17 protein-coding genes and 2 pseudogenes are annotated in these 15,215 nt (G+C 68.6%); 6 read left to right on the forward strand and 13 right to left on the reverse strand.

Annotated elements, in window-relative coordinates:
* Positions 1–214 precede the first annotated feature (214 nt).
* Positions 215–3,241, reverse strand: a complete 3,027-nt coding sequence (locus B118_RS0126315; RefSeq protein ID WP_028193731.1) for a Tn3 family transposase — start codon at positions 3,239–3,241, stop codon at positions 215–217.
* A gap of 244 nt (positions 3,242–3,485) precedes the next feature.
* Between B118_RS0126315 and B118_RS29405 the strand changes: the two genes are divergently transcribed.
* Positions 3,486–4,145, forward strand: a complete 660-nt coding sequence (locus tag B118_RS29405; RefSeq protein ID WP_050592873.1) for a Tn3 family transposase — start codon at positions 3,486–3,488, stop codon at positions 4,143–4,145.
* A gap of 21 nt (positions 4,146–4,166) precedes the next feature.
* Here B118_RS29405 and B118_RS0126325 read toward each other — a convergent pair whose 3' ends face one another.
* From B118_RS0126325 to B118_RS0126335, 3 genes are read right to left on the reverse strand one after another with little or no spacing between them, the layout of a single operon-like run.
* Positions 4,167–4,829, reverse strand: a complete 663-nt coding sequence (locus B118_RS0126325; protein ID WP_028193732.1) for a methyltransferase family protein — start codon at positions 4,827–4,829, stop codon at positions 4,167–4,169.
* Positions 4,829–5,572, reverse strand: a complete 744-nt coding sequence (locus tag B118_RS0126330; protein WP_028193733.1) for a cation efflux transmembrane domain-containing protein — start codon at positions 5,570–5,572, stop codon at positions 4,829–4,831. Before B118_RS0126330 ends, B118_RS0126325 begins: the two co-directional genes overlap by 1 nt.
* Positions 5,572–5,901 (reverse strand): ArsR/SmtB family transcription factor, encoded by a 330-nt coding sequence (locus B118_RS0126335; RefSeq protein WP_028193734.1) that lies wholly within the window; start codon positions 5,899–5,901, stop codon positions 5,572–5,574. Before B118_RS0126335 ends, B118_RS0126330 begins: the two co-directional genes overlap by 1 nt.
* Positions 5,902–6,256: 355 nt before the next feature.
* On the opposite strand from B118_RS0126335, the gene B118_RS0126340 reads away from it, so the two are divergent.
* Positions 6,257–6,901, forward strand: coding sequence for a DsbA family protein (locus tag B118_RS0126340; RefSeq protein WP_028193735.1), 645 nt, complete (start codon positions 6,257–6,259; stop codon positions 6,899–6,901).
* Positions 6,898–7,530 (forward strand): vitamin K epoxide reductase family protein, encoded by a 633-nt coding sequence (locus tag B118_RS0126345; RefSeq protein WP_028193736.1) that lies wholly within the window; start codon positions 6,898–6,900, stop codon positions 7,528–7,530. Before B118_RS0126340 ends, B118_RS0126345 begins: the two co-directional genes overlap by 4 nt.
* Before the next feature lie 23 nt (positions 7,531–7,553).
* Here B118_RS0126345 and B118_RS0126350 read toward each other — a convergent pair whose 3' ends face one another.
* Positions 7,554–7,805, reverse strand: a complete 252-nt coding sequence (locus B118_RS0126350; RefSeq protein WP_028193737.1) for a helix-turn-helix domain-containing protein — start codon at positions 7,803–7,805, stop codon at positions 7,554–7,556.
* A gap of 531 nt (positions 7,806–8,336) precedes the next feature.
* Here B118_RS0126350 and B118_RS0126355 point away from each other — a divergent pair.
* The gene (locus B118_RS0126355) at positions 8,337–8,504 is read left to right on the forward strand and encodes a hypothetical protein (RefSeq protein ID WP_155252948.1); all 168 of its coding nucleotides are present in this window, start codon (positions 8,337–8,339) and stop codon (positions 8,502–8,504) included.
* 53 nt (positions 8,505–8,557) lie between these two features.
* On the opposite strand, the gene B118_RS0126360 is transcribed toward B118_RS0126355, so the two are convergent.
* From B118_RS0126360 to B118_RS0126375, 4 genes are all read right to left on the reverse strand, one after another.
* Positions 8,558–8,920, reverse strand: coding sequence for a cyclic-phosphate processing receiver domain-containing protein (locus B118_RS0126360; RefSeq protein WP_027645433.1), 363 nt, complete (start codon positions 8,918–8,920; stop codon positions 8,558–8,560).
* A 91-nt stretch (positions 8,921–9,011) separates the two neighbouring features.
* On the reverse strand, positions 9,012–9,533 hold the full coding sequence (locus tag B118_RS0126365; RefSeq protein ID WP_018827530.1) for a hypothetical protein: 522 nt from the start codon (positions 9,531–9,533) through the stop codon (positions 9,012–9,014).
* A gap of 166 nt (positions 9,534–9,699) precedes the next feature.
* A complete protein-coding gene (locus tag B118_RS33375; RefSeq protein WP_238324171.1) occupies positions 9,700–10,446 on the reverse strand; it encodes a site-specific integrase in 747 nt (248 codons plus the stop codon).
* A gap of 166 nt (positions 10,447–10,612) precedes the next feature.
* A complete protein-coding gene (locus tag B118_RS0126375) occupies positions 10,613–11,572 on the reverse strand; it encodes an SDR family oxidoreductase (protein WP_050592876.1) in 960 nt (319 codons plus the stop codon).
* Positions 11,573–11,819: 247 nt separating this feature from the next.
* On the opposite strand from B118_RS0126375, the pseudogene B118_RS33380 reads away from it, so the two are divergent.
* Positions 11,820–12,429, forward strand: a pseudogene (locus tag B118_RS33380) (transposase); the annotation flags it as partial.
* Between the two features lie 93 nt (positions 12,430–12,522).
* Here the strand turns inward: B118_RS33380 and B118_RS0126390 are convergent.
* Both B118_RS0126390 and B118_RS29420 read right to left on the reverse strand, forming a co-directional pair.
* Positions 12,523–12,846, reverse strand: coding sequence for a helix-turn-helix domain-containing protein (locus B118_RS0126390; protein ID WP_018811113.1), 324 nt, complete (start codon positions 12,844–12,846; stop codon positions 12,523–12,525).
* On the reverse strand, positions 12,843–13,568 hold the full coding sequence (locus B118_RS29420; protein WP_080678183.1) for a tyrosine-type recombinase/integrase: 726 nt from the start codon (positions 13,566–13,568) through the stop codon (positions 12,843–12,845). Before B118_RS29420 ends, B118_RS0126390 begins: the two co-directional genes overlap by 4 nt.
* Before the next feature lie 232 nt (positions 13,569–13,800).
* Between B118_RS29420 and B118_RS0126400 the strand changes: the two genes are divergently transcribed.
* On the forward strand, positions 13,801–14,295 hold the full coding sequence (locus tag B118_RS0126400; protein ID WP_475248108.1) for a transposase: 495 nt from the start codon (positions 13,801–13,803) through the stop codon (positions 14,293–14,295).
* 1 nt (position 14,296) lies between these two features.
* On the opposite strand, the gene B118_RS0126405 is transcribed toward B118_RS0126400, so the two are convergent.
* Together B118_RS0126405 and B118_RS0126410 are read right to left on the reverse strand one after the other, a co-directional pair.
* A complete protein-coding gene (locus tag B118_RS0126405; protein WP_238324172.1) occupies positions 14,297–14,605 on the reverse strand; it encodes a hypothetical protein in 309 nt (102 codons plus the stop codon).
* A gap of 289 nt (positions 14,606–14,894) precedes the next feature.
* Positions 14,895–15,215, reverse strand: a pseudogene (locus tag B118_RS0126410) (RCC1 domain-containing protein); the annotation flags it as partial.

Below are 15,215 nucleotides of genomic sequence, written 5' to 3' on the forward strand. Positions count from 1 at the left end.
GCACCGGCCCCGACGCGGAACTCCGCCTGAATTTCCTTGTGCTGCGGGAACGTGGCACCCAGCCACGCCGCCACCGGGCTCTGCCGGTCCTTCACCTCGTACGTCAACGCAGACATATCGGCACGCTACCGAAAGTAGCCGACAAGAAGCTCCAAGTGATTCATCGCCCCTGTGGGCTGCGCCCGGCGGAGGACCGCCGGGCGTGCCCTCGTGGTCAGCGGTGCGCCGGGGTGACCTCGGCGAGCCGCAGTGGCCGGTAGCCGTCGGTGTCGAGTTGGGAGAGTTCGCCGTCGATGTCGACGGAGTGGGTGCCGTAGAAGTGGACGTTCTCGTGGTGGGTGGGCCAGATGTGCGCCAGGACCTCGTCGTCGACCTGGCGGTCGTCGCGGCGTAGCGCGCCGACGGCGAGGCCGTGGTACTCGGTGGACCAGCAGACGATCGCGTTGGTGGCCAGGGTGAGACACCACATCTGCTCGGTCTGCTGCTCATGGTGCCGACGCCGCAGCGCTCCCTCGCCGGCGTAGGCGAGGGAGCGGCGCAGGGCGTGCAGGTTCTCGCCCTTGTTAAGCTGCCGGGAGATGCGCCGCCGGTAGGTCTCGTCGGCCAGGTACCGGGCGGCGTAGACGGTGCGGCGCAGCGCCCCGTACTCCTTGATCGCGCTGGTCAGCGTGTTCTGCTGCCGTTTCGAGGAGCACAGCTTCCCGACGACCAGTGCGGCGGTGGCGTGGCCGCCCTGCACGCTCGCGGCGACGCGCAGCAGATCGTCCCAGGTGCTTGTGATCAGGTCGGTGTTCAGGCGCCGGGTCAGCAGGCCACCGGCGCGTGGGTAGCGGGCGAGGAACTCGGCGTTCGGCCCGGTCCGGTAGAGGGTGATCTTCCCGAGGTCGCGGATGCGCGGTGAGAGCTGCTTGCCGACCAAATCGAACAGGGCGAAGTTGGCCAGGGTCGCGCCGTGGGTGTCGGTGGCGTGCTCGAACACAGCTAGGTCGGTGGCGTTGCCCAGCAGCCCGTCGAGGACGTAGTGCGACTCCGGCGCCGTGGCCACGATGACCTTGGTGTCGAAGGTGGAGTGCTGGTCGGAGACGTGGGTGTAGGTGGACACGCCCTGCCCCCGGGCGAAGTACCGGGACAGGTGACGTGCGGTGATCGACTTGCCCTTGATCGGGAACCGCTGCCCGTCCGACGACGACAGGGTTCCGGAGCCGAACGCCTGGGTCAGCGGCAGCCGGTGGTGGTAGTTCACCACCGCGGCGTTGGCCGCCTCCAGCGTCTCGGGCCGGAAGTACCACTCGGCGGTCCAGGCCAGCACGTCGTACGGCACGCCGCAGGACTCGGCCATCGCGGACAGGCCCATGTTCGTGGCCTCGGCGATGATCACGTACATCAGGTTGCGCTTGAGCTCGGCCGGCCGGTTCACCTTCCCGCCGGCGTGCACTAGGTGGTCGGTGAACCCGGTCCGCGCGTCAACCTCCACCAGCACCGACGCGATCGGCACCCGCGGCAGCATCCCGGCCAACTCCGCGCGCAACGCGTCGGCCTCGGCGGGAACGTCCTCGGCGGTCAACGGCGGGATGATCAGCTCCCCGTCGTCGGTGAGGCGCACCTCGCCCGGGTTGCCCTTCGCCAACTGGGCCTCCAGATCGGCCAGGGCGGTGTGTAGCTCGTCGTCGGCCTGCGCGAGCGCGTCGGCGGCCTCGACCGGTTTGCCGACCAGGTGGCAGAACTCCACCTTCTGCGGCGCCCACGCCGCCGGGGTGAGCAGAAACGACGCCGGATCGGCGTAGCGGCGCGACCCGGGCACGAACACGTCACCCGAGCGCAGCCCGTCCCGAAGGCCAACCAGCACAGCGATCTCCCAGTACCGGCGGTACGCGGTGACGTCGCCAGCCTGCTCCGCGGCGACCAGGTAGCCGGCCCACTTCGTCGGCACGAACCCGACCGGCGCACCGGCCGGAACCTTGCGGGCACCGGTGGCGTACAACTCAGCCAGCACACTCACCGCCTGCAGCAGCTGCTCGGTGCCGGGCCCTCCAGCGAACTGCACCGCCGCGAGCACGGCCGGGGCGAACTGCCGCAGGTACGACATCGACGCGTCCAGCATGCTGAGCTGCCCGTGATCACGCGGCAGCCGCTCACGGCGCTCGGCCCACGCAGCGCGCATCCGATCCATCCCGATCCGGCCGCGCAGCAGCGTGCCGATCTGCTCATCGCCGATCCCGGTGTCGAGCACGATCGTCAGGATCTCGTCCAGCAGCGCCTGCCGGTTCTCCCCGCCCTTCGCCCGTTCCGCCAGGGCCTCGGCCACCTTCTGCTTCGCCGCCGCCTCCCGCCCGCTGATCGCCTGGTCGAACAGCAGCAACGTCTCATCCAGCACGTCGACCGCCGACTGCGCCAACAGGGTCAGCAGGATCGGATACCGGCGCTCCGGCTCACGCCGCTGCAACGCCTGCCCCGTCAACCGGCGACCCACCCCGGCCAGGAACCGGCGCCGCTCCGCCGGCAACATCGACAAATCCAGCATGTGCGCGTCCAACCGGCGCAGGTAGGTCAGCTTCTCCAACTCGGCCTTCACCGCAGCCGGGCTCGACGACGTCGGCCCCACACCCAGCCACGCCAGCGGAGTCCGGCCCAGGTAGGCGTCCGGAACCAGCAACAGGTCCAACTCCGCGCACCGCCGGTCGGTCAACAGGTGCCGCACCCGCGCCCACGTCTCACCCCGAGCACGGGCCCTAGCCGCGGCCACCCGCCGCAGCAGCAGGATCACCCCAGGCCGCACCACCCGCGACGACAACAGATACTCGCAGGCCAGCCGGAACAACAGCTTCGGCGAGTCGTGCTCCATCGCCCGAGCGAACAGGAACTCGTCGAGGTCCTTCCACCCGACGGTGTCCATCGACCGCCAGCCGGCATAGCCGGCCACCTCCCGCAGATGCCCCGTCCGGGTCTGCTCCCGCTCCCCGTACCCACGCAGCTCACCCATCGCGATCCCGAGCCGCTGCGACAACCGGCCCACCACGGCCGCCGGCGCCGCCGCAACCTCATCGGGCACGAACCCCAGCCACGGCAGCGTGCACAACTGCACCGCCACACCCAACACGTTGCGGCCCGTACGGAACTGGCGCACGAACGCCTCATCCGCACCGGTCAACGTGAAGTACCGGATCAACTCCGCCCGGTTGATCTCCGGGAACCCCCGAAGCCGCGCCAGATCCTCCGCCGAGAACACGTCCTGAGTCGCCACAACCCCACCACCCGAGCATCGATCGTCACCGAACGGGACGGCACGCTACGGGCCAGATCAGAGCTTGATCAACCCTCAGTTCTTAGCGTTGTTTTTGGGCTGGAAACTACGGGCGGGCCTTGTGGGAGACCGGGGTCTTCCGTGGGAGGCCGTCTGGGGTGTCAATGAATCTCGAACGTGATTACTGCCGGAGCCTGCGAACCTGCGCCGGCTCAAGCGGGAGATCGAACGGCAGTGGGGCGCCGTGGCGTTGATTGACACCGGCATCAAGGCCGCCGCGGCCGGCGATCACGGGCACAGCGAGGACGACCTGCGATATGTGCGCCGCCGATTCTTATCGGCCGAGAGCGCACAGGCGATGGCCGTGGAGATCACCAACGCCACCTTCGCCGTGCGCTCCGAGAGCATCTGGGGCACTGGGTCGACGGCGGTGGCCAGCGACTCGACGCACTTCGGTGCTTACGACCAGAACATCTTCACCCAGTGGCACTCGCGCTACGGTGGCCGCGGCGTGCTCATCTGCTGGCACGTCGAACGCACGTCTATGGCGATCCACTCCCAGCTGATCTCCTGCGCTGCGTCCGAGGTCGCCGCGATGGTGGAGGGCGCGGTCCGGCACGGCACCACGATGCAGGTGGAGGCGAACTATACCGACAGCCACGGCCAGTCCGAGATCGGCTTCGGCATCACCCGGCTGCTCGGCTTCGACCTGCTGCCGCGCATCAAGCGGATCAACCACGTCAAGCTGTACCGCCCCGCCGCTCGCGAGGCTGGTGCCTGGCCGGGGTTGGCGCCGGCGATGTTGGCCGGGCGATCCGCTGGGATCTGGTCGCCGAGCACCTCCGCGCCCGGCAGTGCGGCTGGCCCGGTGTCCGGACCGGGCGCTACGGCAGAGCTGCCGTAGCGCGCGTGCGCCTGGTCGTGCTCAAGGACCGGCGATGCTCGTGCGCGTCCCGGTGGCCTGCTCCGGTCCTGTGCCGGGTGGGGTTCTGAGGCGGCCGAGGCCGGGCAGGACCCGGCCCACTCGGGTGGCGTAGGCGGTGTAGGCCGCGCCGTGCAGGCGGATCAGGTAGGGCTCCTCGGCGGCGCGGACCTGCAGCTGCACCGACACGACCAGCACCAGTGTGGCGGCTAGGGAGATCAGGTTGGGGGTCATCAGGGTGATGCCGAGGCTGGTGACGGTCATCGCGGTGAAGATCGGGTTGCGGGCGAGGGCGAAGACGCCGGTGGTGACGAGCGCGGTGCGCTCGCCGGGGTCGAACCCGATGCGCCAGGAGGCGCCCATGTGCAACTGCGAGACGAGGGTGGCCAGCACCCCGGCCACAGCCAGGACCAGTCCGGCTGTGCCCGCCACCCGGTGGTCGAGCACGCCGAGCGGGGGCAGGCCCGCGATCGCGGAGACTGGGCCGGCCGGGCCGAGCAGCAACGCGGCGGCGAACAGCAGCTTCGCCCACCATCGGAGGGTGCCGGCCGGCCCGGCGTCCAGGCGCAGCCCGGTATCGCCGGTGCGGCGCCATTGCACGACGCTGCGCCATCCGAACGCCAGCGCCAGCCCGGCCAGGTAGATGGTCAGAGCGGCTACGGCCATCACCGCGCCCCGGGATCGGTCGTGTCGCAGCAGCCGTCGCCGCAGCCACCGGCGGTCGCGTCACCAGTGGTAGCGACGGCCGGGGTGGCGTGCAGGGCGGCGTTGGGCGCGCAGCAGGTGTCGCCCTTCCACGCCTCGCGGCCTTCCTTGACGGCGACGGCGGCGATAACCAGGGCGGCGATCGGGTCGGCCCAGGACCAGCCGAACAGGCTGTTGACCGCCAGGCCGACGAGTAGGACCGCGGACAGGTAGGTGCACAGCAGGGTCTGCTTGGAGTCGGCCACCGCCGTGCGGGAACCGAGTTCGCGGCCGGCCCGGCGCTGCGCGTACGACAGCACCGGCATCACCAGTAGCGACACCGTGGCCAGCACCAGGCCGACGCTGGAGTGCTCAGCCTCGGCGCCACCGAGCAGCGCGCGCACCGACTCCACGGTGATGTACGCGGCGAGGACGAAGAACGACACGGCGATGATGCGCAGCGCCGTCTTCTCCCGCGCTTCGGGGTCTCGGCCAGCGAACTGCCACGCCACCGCGGCCGCGGAGGCCACCTCGATGATCGAGTCCAGGCCGAAGCCGATCAGCGCCGTCGACGAGGCGAGGGTGCCGGCGGTGATCGCCACGACCGCCTCGATCACGTTGTAGGTGATCGTCGCGGCGACGAACAGCCGCACCCGGCGGGCGAGCACCGCCCGCCGGGCTGGTGTCGGTCCGGCCGGGGTGAGCTGGATCAGGGGCAGGCTCATCAGCAGCAGCCCTTCGAGTCGGAGTCCGGGCACGCGGCCGGGTCCACGGCCAGGACCAGGCCGAGCAGGTCACCCAGGGCATGCGCCAGCCGCGGGTCGGCCAACTCGTAGCGGGTACGTCGGCCCTCCGGCGCGGCGACCACCAGGCCGCAGCCGCGCAGGCAGGTGAGATGGTTGGACAGATTCTGCCGGGTCGTGCCCAGCAGCTCGGCCAGCTCCGCCGGATATCCGGGCCCGTCGCGCAGCGCCAGCAGCAGCCGCGCCCGGATCGGATCCGACAGCGCGTGGCCGAAGCGAGCCAGCACCTGCCCGTACGTCAACGTCTCCACACCCCACAACAGTACACCCAATGCTGTACTAACGGCAGTGGGGATGCGTACTGCCTCACAGGGAACCCCCAGCAGCCGCTCAGCCACTGAATAAAGCCGCCGCTGTATCCTCGCCGGGGTTGTGGAAGGGGCGCCCGAGCGGACGGGCCCGCCGGATGAAGGGATGCTGATGGGGACGAACAACGCTCGTAAGCGCACGGCTAAGGGGCCCTCGGGCGCCGGCGGCGCCCGGCCCGGTCGTCCAGGAACGGGTGCGCCCCACGGCGGCACGGGGTCCGCCCGCGCGGCGGGAGCGGCCCCGTCCAAGGCTGCCCAGTCGGCGGCCAAGGCAACGCGGAAGATCCGCAAGACGGGCATGAGCACGAACCTCAAGGTGACCCTCGGCGTGCTGACCATCGCGCTCGCCGTGCTGGCCGGCGTGGTGCTGGTCAACCGCGGCGGCGACAGCACGCCGGCGGCCGTGGCCGAGGCGGTCGTGCGCCCCGACAGCCACCGGCTGTCCACCGCGGTGGACAGCAAGACCACCGTGGTGGAGTTCCTCGACTTCGAGTGCGAGTCCTGCCTGGCCGCCTACCCGAGCGTGGAGAAGCTACGCGCCGAATACGGCGACCGGATCACCTACGTGGTGCGGTACTTCCCGATCGCCAGTCACCCGAACGCCTACAACGCCGCGCACGCCGCCGAGGCCGCCGCCCGGCAGGGCAAGTTCGAGGCGATGTACAAGAAGCTGTTCGACACCGCCACGGTGTGGGGTCACCAGCAGCAGTCGCAGGCCGCCGTGTTCGAGGGCTACGCCCAGGAACTGGGCCTGGACATGACCCGGTTCAAGGCCGACGTGGCCAGCACTCAGGTCGCCGACCGGGTCAAGGCTGACGCCTCCGACGGCGAAGCCCTCGGCGTGCAGGGCACCCCGACGTTCTTCATCAACGGCGAGAAGTTCGCCGGCCGCCCCGACTACGCCGGTCTCAAGGCCGCCGTCGACGCCTCGCTGAACTCGTGACCGCGACCCTGGCCGACACCGCTGCCAAGCATCCGGCCGGTGACCCGCCCACCCTGGGCTACCGGGTGATCGGTTGGACGCTTACCGTCGGCGGGCTGATCGGCGCCCTCGCCGCGTTCGTCCTGACCGTCGAGAAGATCGCCCTGCTCAGGGACCCCGGCTACACGCCGACCTGCTCGATCAACCCGATCCTGTCCTGCGGCTCCATCATGGCCACCGGCCAGGCCGAGGTGTTCGGATTCCCGAACCCGCTCATCGGCCTGGCCACCTTCCCCGTCGTCGCCGCTACCGGCGCCGCCCTGATCGCCGGCGCCCGGCTGCCCCGCTGGTGGTGGCTCACCCTGCAGGCCGGCACCGTGTTCGGCGTCGGGTTCGTGCACTGGCTGTTCTACCAGAGCCTCTACCGTATCGGCGCGCTCTGCCCGTACTGCATGGTCGTCTGGGTCGTCATGATCGTGCTGTTCACCTACACCACCCTGCACAACCTTGACCGCGGCCACCTGCCCGCGCCGCGGCGGCTCACCGACACGCTGCTGCAGGTGCACAGCGCCATCCCCACCGTCTGGCTGCTGATCCTCACCGCACTGATCGGTCTGAAGTTCTGGGACTACTGGCGCACCCTGCTCTGACCACCCCCGCCCAGGGCGGAGCCTCAGCCCCGGCGGGGGTCAGGTGCCCGAGCCGATGCGGCGCGCTCGATCGCTCGGTACACCGTCGAGCGGGCGACGCCGAACAACTCGGCCAGCTCGGCGCTGGTGTGCTCGCCGGCCGCGAGCAACGCCACGAGATGCGTCTCCTGCCGCGGGTTCAGCTTGGGCTGCTTGCCGCGTACGCCACCGAAGGCACAGCAGCTATCGACATCTGCGAGTGCGGCGGCGAGCTCGCGGCCGAGCTGGCTCAGCAAAGATCGACTACAGTCGGTCATGTTGGCCGACTCGGCGGCGTCCGGATCTGCCGAAAGTAGTGCGTTCTTCGTGCCGCGGCGGCGAAAGGGATGCCGGTAAGTCTTGGGTGTCCGGGGCCGGCGTGAATGACGATGATGCGGTGGTCGTCGAGTCGACGACGTACCAGATCCGGCCGGCGAGCCGTAGAGTGCCCGGCGTGTTCGATCATCCGTCCGGTTGTTCCTGCTGCTATGAGCCTCTTGACCCACAGACTTCGACATCCGGTCGGCTGCTTCTGATCCGATCCTTACCCTGTCGGAACAGGAACGGGCGGCGGTGTGGGGCGGTCGGAACCTGATGCAGGCCGAGGGGTAGGAGCCTTCGTGCGCGGCTCGTAGCCGTCAATCACACGATTTGCCGCGACCAAAGCGCACGGACCTGCACACACGCAACGTCGCAGCCCTGACCACCCTCGCGGCACCGGAACACCGTCGCCAGCTTCGACGGACGGCAGCCAGGTTGTTGAGGACCGCGTGGATTTACCCTGGTGCGTGCCCGCCCATGATCTGCCCCTCATCGCCTGCGGCGGCCCTCCCTGCCAGGTCATTTCCGCCGGCTACGAGCGGATCATCGGCTTTGCCGCAACAGCGGAGGAAGCCGCGGAGCTGGTAGTCGAGAACCTGCCGCCCGCCCCGACGCTCACTGGCTCGACGCACTGATCTGGCCGTCCGAGTGTGGCGGCCGTCGGACGGGGGGCTTCGAGCCAGTCAGCTCACACGGGGCCGTCGAGATAGCCGACGTCGGTAGAACCTGACGCGACGCGGACGCGATACCCCCAGTGCCGTAAGACCTGGGCGATCTTCGCGGCGCCAGCCGGGTTGGCGGAGTGGACGTTGATGACGCCGACGTCAAAGGGGCGCTTGTCGAAGGCGGCCCGCTCCAGGACCGCCACGACCGGCCAGATCGTGTCGTCCCCGCCGAGATCGTGGTCTAGCCACAGCTCGTCCAAGCGCCGGTCCCGGCACCGATCGAGGAGTTCAACTCCTGCGGCGCTGGTACGGGCCACCTGGGCACCACGGCCATCCACGAACGAACGAAGGTCATCGACCAGGACGATCGTTCGGCGGGCATCCACGCGATGATGATGCCTGGCAGCATCGTGATGCGACATCCGGATTTGCGGCGGATCGGGCGTAGGTCACTGCTGCAGGCCGTCACCGATAGGACTACCGGCCGTCTTCCCACCGTGCGGCGGCCCACGCTCGTTCGAACTCCTCACGATCGATCTCCTGGTTCGGCAACTGCGGATCGAAAAGATCTACCATCGGCGGATTCAAGGGCCAGTCCTCGGAGTCGGTCTTGATCCCGGTGCCGTCCTCGGCTACCTCCACCTGCCGGACACGGCGACCGTCCGGCCCGATCTCCATCAGGTACGTCGCCGGCTCGTCGCCGTCCCACACCTGACGCAAGAACAGCACCTGCTTGTCGGCGAGCGCGCCGAAACCGGGCAGCGCGCGCTGCTTGTCGCGCGTGGCGCGTAGTTCGTTCAAACCGGCAGGAGGAGTCGCCGTATCGATGTCTACCTCGTCGAGATTCCAGCCCTCGGCGCGCGCGACAGCGGCGGGGTCGTCGACGACCTCGACCTGGGCGAAGGTTTCCCGCACCTCGCGGACCGACCTGGCGCGAATCCACCACCACAGGCCACCCATGCCGTAGTCGTGAAGAACGAGGTACCGCTGCGTCGACATCACATCAGCATGCCTGGCAAGCGCTCCATGCCGCCGACCGGGGCGACTGGTCGCTGCCCATCCGCTCATGCCGCGATCCGGGAGGTAGCCCACGTCCATCGACTACTCATCGTGAGCAACAGGCGTGCGTTCACCGGGGCGGTCGGCGCCGCAACGTCCCCCAGCGCTACTCACCCGGGTCCTGCACATGTGGCGTGCCTGGCTCTGCGCCGGAACCGGTACGTCGACAGGTGTCGTGCTGTTCGGCCGAGGATCCCCGCGAGCCCTTGTCGACGCGGACGTGGAGCTTGCCGAACCGGCCCAGGTCCCATTTCACATCGGCCAAGTCGAGGTTGCGGACCTCGTTGACCCGTAGGCCGACGTCGGCCATCAGCCGGCAGGCGGCGTAGTTGCGGGTCGTCGGCGCGAACTTGCGGCAGGTCGCCAGCTCCGCCCGCCATCCGGCGAACAGCCGCCCGACCTGCTCGGCCGACGGCGGAATCCGCAACGCGGCGTCGCGTTGAACTCGGGGCCGGTTCATCTCGTCGATCGGGCAATGCACCACCCGCCCGGTCAACTGGTGGATCTCGACCCTGTGACGCAATTCCAGGAACAGGAAGTATGTCTTCAACGCCTGCGCCCGCGCCAGCCGGGTGCCCTTCGCCGCGGCCCGCAGCACCTTGCCGAAGTAGACGTCGGCGTCAGCGGGTTCCATGTCCCACAACGGCCGTCCCAGCCAGGCCCGGACCTGCTCGAGATGCATCACGTCCGAGCTGATCGTCGCGTCGACCAGCCCGGCCGCAGCCCGGGCGAGCACGAACCCCGCCAGCACATCGGTCTCGAACTCGGCGAGTTCCTCCGGACCCGCCGCGGCGCGAACCTCGCGCAGGTTCCGGCGGAGGAGACTGATAGACGTCCGAATTCCCGAGATCACATCAGGTTGTCGATCTCAATCCAGACCGGAGAAAACCCCAGGTCCCAGGCCCAACAGCACCACGAGGACCTCAACGAACTCTGGGGTTATCTCTTACGTGCCGGGCGCGAGTAGGGTTAGGCTGCGGCCATAAGCGCCCCCTTTTTGTGACGCTAGGATGCTCTGTTCAGAGAAATAGGCTGGTGTTCTCAACGGCCCATTCGTCGTAGGTGCGCGGCGAGCGGCCGATGATGTCGCGGACGGAGGGCCGTTGTGCGGCCGTCCATTCGGTGAGTTCGGTCAGGCGCGCACCGTACTCCTGGAGGGCGTACAGCGTTACCTCGATGGCGCCTTCTGGCCAGCCGCTACGTTGCCACGTTGCCCGGCTGTCAGCAGCCGTCACGTTGATAGCCTGAATGTCGCGACCGATGGCGTCAGCGATGCTGCGTACTCGTGACTGGGTTGACAGTGGCATTCCCACCGCCTCGATGACGGTTCCGGCGTAGTGGTCACTGTGCATCGCCGCCGCAGCGATAGCGGCGAGATCGTCTTCATGGATGAACGGGTAGTGCCCAGTGTCGAGGAAGGCTTCCCGGACGGCTCCCTCCACTCGGATGGACCGCGGCCAGTCGGAGCCAGTCGCGGGATACGTGCCACTCCTGACGGAGCCCATCACGGCGGAGGGCCGGAGATGAGTCCACTCGAGCCCGGAACGCTCTACAGCGCGTTCGATGGCGAGCCAGTGCCAGGTCTCTGGCGGGTTGTACTGCTCGTACTCGGGCCCGTGGGACGACAGCAGCACGATCCGTCGGACACCGGCGTCACGCGCCAACCTCAATGACGCTTCGACGGTTGAGGGATGCGCGCCGGCGAGGAATACCGCATCAACGCCAGCGAAGACCTCGGCTGACGGCAACGGCTGGCTGATGGAGCCAGCTACCACCTCTACCTCGGCTGGCCAGCCACTGCACTCCTCGGGCTCCGCTAGCACCCTTACGGGGTCCCCGGCGGCCAGCAACTGCCGTGCCAAACGTTGTCCGACAAGCCCCGTAGGGCTGCAGCCCTCACCCTTGCTCGGCACGACGACCGTGAGGAGCTTGACGTCCTCGGCGATTGGCCGGCTTTGGGACGAGTGAGATCTGTCCATGGCAAGACCCTCCAAGAGTTGGCGGGGATCTTGCGCGTGATCAGTAGTGGTCCAGCCAGGCGGCTTCCGCGCACCACTGAGATCAACGTTGCGGATCCAATTGCGGCGACCTTACCGGCCCCTGCCGATGGGTGCCACTCCGGAGAAGAGGCATCTCGCAACGACCTCAGAAACGGCGTCGTGAAGCAGGCCGCCCTGACAAAGCTCCAGCCATGTCCAGCCGTATCGAAGTTTCGTTGTTGCTGGCATGACGGACCGAGTGGAAGCGATCGATGCGATGGCGGGGTTTCAGCTGCGGTTCTACCGGTGCCTGACTGCGCGGGCGGATGCGTTGTTCGAGTTGACCGAGGCGCTGTTGTGCACCGACGGGCCGGTCAAGACCTTGGTCGGGCTGTCGCTGGCGCCGGAGCGCCGGCGCGGGCACGGCGCGTTGTATGACGCGCTCAACCACGGCCATATCGAGGTGCAGGCGCTGCGCGGGCAGCTGGCCAAGACGCGGTAAGGACGAACACCGGATGATCCCGGGCTGGCCGTACTCGTTTGTCGCCGCGCTGGAGACCGGTCGCACCTCGCGGACCGCGCTGTTGGACGCGGTCCGGTTGCCGCCGGGCGCGGACGTCACCGCGATAACGTGCGCGCAGATCCGGCAGTTCGTCGACCGGCTGACCGACGCCGGCCAATGGCAGGCTGGCGACCGCGACATCCTGATCGTGTTGGATGCCGGCTACGAAGCGCCGCGGATCGCCTGGCTGCTGCGCGACCTGCCGGTGGAGACCCTCGGCCGGATGCGTTCGGACGCGGTCGCAGCCAGCGCACCGGGCCCCGGTCAGGGTTGTCGTGGCGGAAGACCGATCAGGTGATACACCGGCGGCCGCCGAGTCTGCCCCAGGCCAGGCAGTCGATGCAGCTGCGCGGCCCGATCATGTCGGCGGTCCGGCGCCGGGCCGAGCTCATGCTGGTGGCAGCGAGCGTCCGTCCCGGCGCCGCGGCGCCACCACGATCATGGCGCCGACCGTGGCCTGTTGGGGCGTCTGCTCCGCTGCGGGTCGGGTGACTTTGTCCGGCTCCGGGATGAGCACGTCGGCCACGCCGCAGCCGAGGACGGCGCAGATCACGTCGAGGTCGTCGAGCTTGATGCTGGCCGGCTGTCCGGACCACAACCCGGACATCTTCCCCGCGGAGATGCTCAGGCCTCGTTCGGCGAGCATGCGCTGCAGCTCGCTGGCCTTCCAGATGCCGCGTTGGGCGGCTGCTAGCCGCAGGTTCCACTTCACGGCGTCACCAATCCCTTCAGCCGTTCGGCCGCCCGTTGCTGCTCGGCCACCCAGGCGTCCTCCACATGGGTGCGATGGACATGGACGTAATGCAAGGTGGTGGCGATCCAGGTATGTCCGAGGACCTCCTGGATCGCGATCAGGTCCATCCCGCCGGCATACAGCTGGCTGGCGCAGTAGTGCCGCAACACGTGAGGAGTCAGCGCCTCGGGCCGCTCCGGCAGGTGAATGCGCGCGGCCGCGGCGAGTGAGGCGCGCACCGCGTCGTCGCCGACACGGGCGGCACTTCCGTCGGCGCACCGGCGTTCGGAGGGAAACAGCGGGGCCCCGGGCCGGGCGTGGTCGTCATCGAAGTGTCCCCACACATCCTCGACGAACCAGCGCAGGGTCGCTCCGGCGTTGTTGATCAGCGGAACCATCCGTTCCCGTGGGCCGGAGCCCCGGGCGCCCTTGCCGTTGCGCACGTGCAGTTTGTCGAACCAGCCCAGGTCCCACTTGACGTCGGCAAGATCGAGGCTGCGCAGCTCGTTGACCCGAAGTCCGACCTCGGCCACTGGAGTCACGTCGTAGAAGCCGCCGAAGTGCTCGTACTCGTCACCATCGAGATACGCCTGATACTCATCGCCGTCCATCAGGCAGACCCTGGCGGTCGAACCACGCAACCTGATCTCGAACACCGCACCGCCCGCGCACGTACCGAAGTTCCAGTAGAGGTGATCCACACGCTATGTGTAACCGACGACCACAGTTGGTAGAAAGCCCCGTGGGCGTAGGTCGTCAACATTCGCCGACCCCAGGGGGACGAGGAGTCCCTCCTGAAGGGGGGTGTCTGGGTTTCACACCGCGTCGGCGGGATCTGTCACAGGGCACCTGACCTGCACTGTGAGTGGCTGTGCCGGTCCGCCGGTGGTTGCTCGTTCGACGACCAGGTGACGAACCCCTACGGATCCCCTGATGGAAGGGCTAACGCCGCTCGCAGTCAGATGCTCGGAAGGCCAGGCGGCAGCGTGTTGCCAGCGAAGCGTTCCGCCGGCACCCGGACCACGCGATCGTGACAAGCTTCCCGGTCTGGCCGATGTGACCGGCGCCCGCGTTTTGGCCGAGATCGGCGACGACCGCGCCCGGTTCGCCGATGCCCGCGCGTTGAAGGCCTACGCCGGCGCGGCCCCGTTCACCCGCGCGTCCGGGCGCAGCNTCTCCATCACCCACCGNAAGGTGAAAAACGATCGACTTGCCGCTGCCGGTTATCTGTGGGCCTTCGTCGCCGCCACCNACGCCGAACCCGCCAAGCAGCACTACCAGCGCCGCCGAGATCACGGCGNCCNCCATCCCGCNGCCCTACGCCACCTGTTCAACCGGCTGCTTGGCTGTCTCCATCACTGCTTGGCCACCGAACAGCTATACGACCCGACCAAGGCCTTCGCCCAGGTAACGCCGACAAGCCCCTGAGTCAGTCCCGTAATGCTCGGGCAACTGCATCCAGCAGATCCCGGGCACCGGCACGAACATCGGGGTCAGACTCGACCAGCAAGCCCTCAACCACGGCTCGGAACCGCAAGCGATCCCCCGGCTCGGCGCAGGACAGCTCGAACAGGATGCTGCCCAAGGCAACGTAGATGTGATCCGAGGTCTCCGGCTCCGCGACGTGCCAGGCCGCAGCCAGCAGTCGCAGCGCCGGTGCGTCACCACGCCGCAGCAGCGCCTCAGCAGTCGCGTCGGTCACCGCGGTGTTATCACGATCGAGAAGGAGAGCGCGCACCGCGACATCCACCGGCTCCTGTCCGACAACAACACTCAGACAGCGCCCGGCCTCCACCCGGTCCGACCACACCTGTGACCGAACCAAGCGCACAGCTTCGTCCGTATCCACTGGCAAATCATCCCCTGCCCTTGACCCTCAACGGACATCGGAGGTCTTGCACTATTAGTGACTCCAGCGCCAACGGCATCCGAGGCGATCTGGCGCTAAGCGCACGAGGTTCCGTCGCACCTTGGCTTACTCCCAGGTTCAGAACGGACTGAAGAACAGGTCGGCGCTTTGGGCTGCCTCAGCGTAGGCGGCGGGTCGATCGGTGTTGGTGGGCGAGGTAGATGAAGGTGGCGCCGGTGAAGATGAGCAGGATAGCGGTGGTAAGGGTGATGGGCAGGCTGGCGCTGCCGGTTGTGGGCAGATCGGGTGGTGCGGTGGAGCCCGGCGGTGGTGCGGTGGAGCCCGGCGGTGGTGCGACCAGAGCCATGCTGTGGGCGGCGCCGGCGGTGGCGGCGGTGATGGTCGTGCCTGCGGGCAGGCTGACCTCGACAGGTGTGTTGCTGTCGGTGGTGGTTCCGTCGCCCAACCGGCCGTCGGAGTTGCTGCCCCAGGCAAGGAC

Origin of the sequence: Salinispora pacifica CNR114 (genome assembly GCF_000514775.1) — a bacterium.
GTDB lineage: Bacteria > Actinomycetota > Actinomycetes > Mycobacteriales > Micromonosporaceae > Micromonospora > Micromonospora pacifica.

Bases quoted from the DNA above. Each gene is read 5' to 3' on its own strand.
- B118_RS0126325 (WP_028193732.1), bottom strand. From the start codon at position 4,829: ATGGCCGTAGCCGCTCTGACCATCTACCTGGCCGGGCTGGCGCTGGCG.
- B118_RS0126340 (WP_028193735.1), top strand. From the start codon at position 6,257: ATGAGCACGAACCTCAAGGTGACCCTCGGCGTGCTGACCATCGCGCTC.
- B118_RS0126365 (WP_018827530.1), bottom strand. From the start codon at position 9,533: ATGTCGACGCAGCGGTACCTCGTTCTTCACGACTACGGCATGGGTGGC.
- B118_RS0126330 (WP_028193733.1), bottom strand. From the start codon at position 5,572: ATGAGCCTGCCCCTGATCCAGCTCACCCCGGCCGGACCGACACCAGCC.
- B118_RS0126375 (WP_050592876.1), bottom strand. From the start codon at position 11,572: ATGGACAGATCTCACTCGTCCCAAAGCCGGCCAATCGCCGAGGACGTC.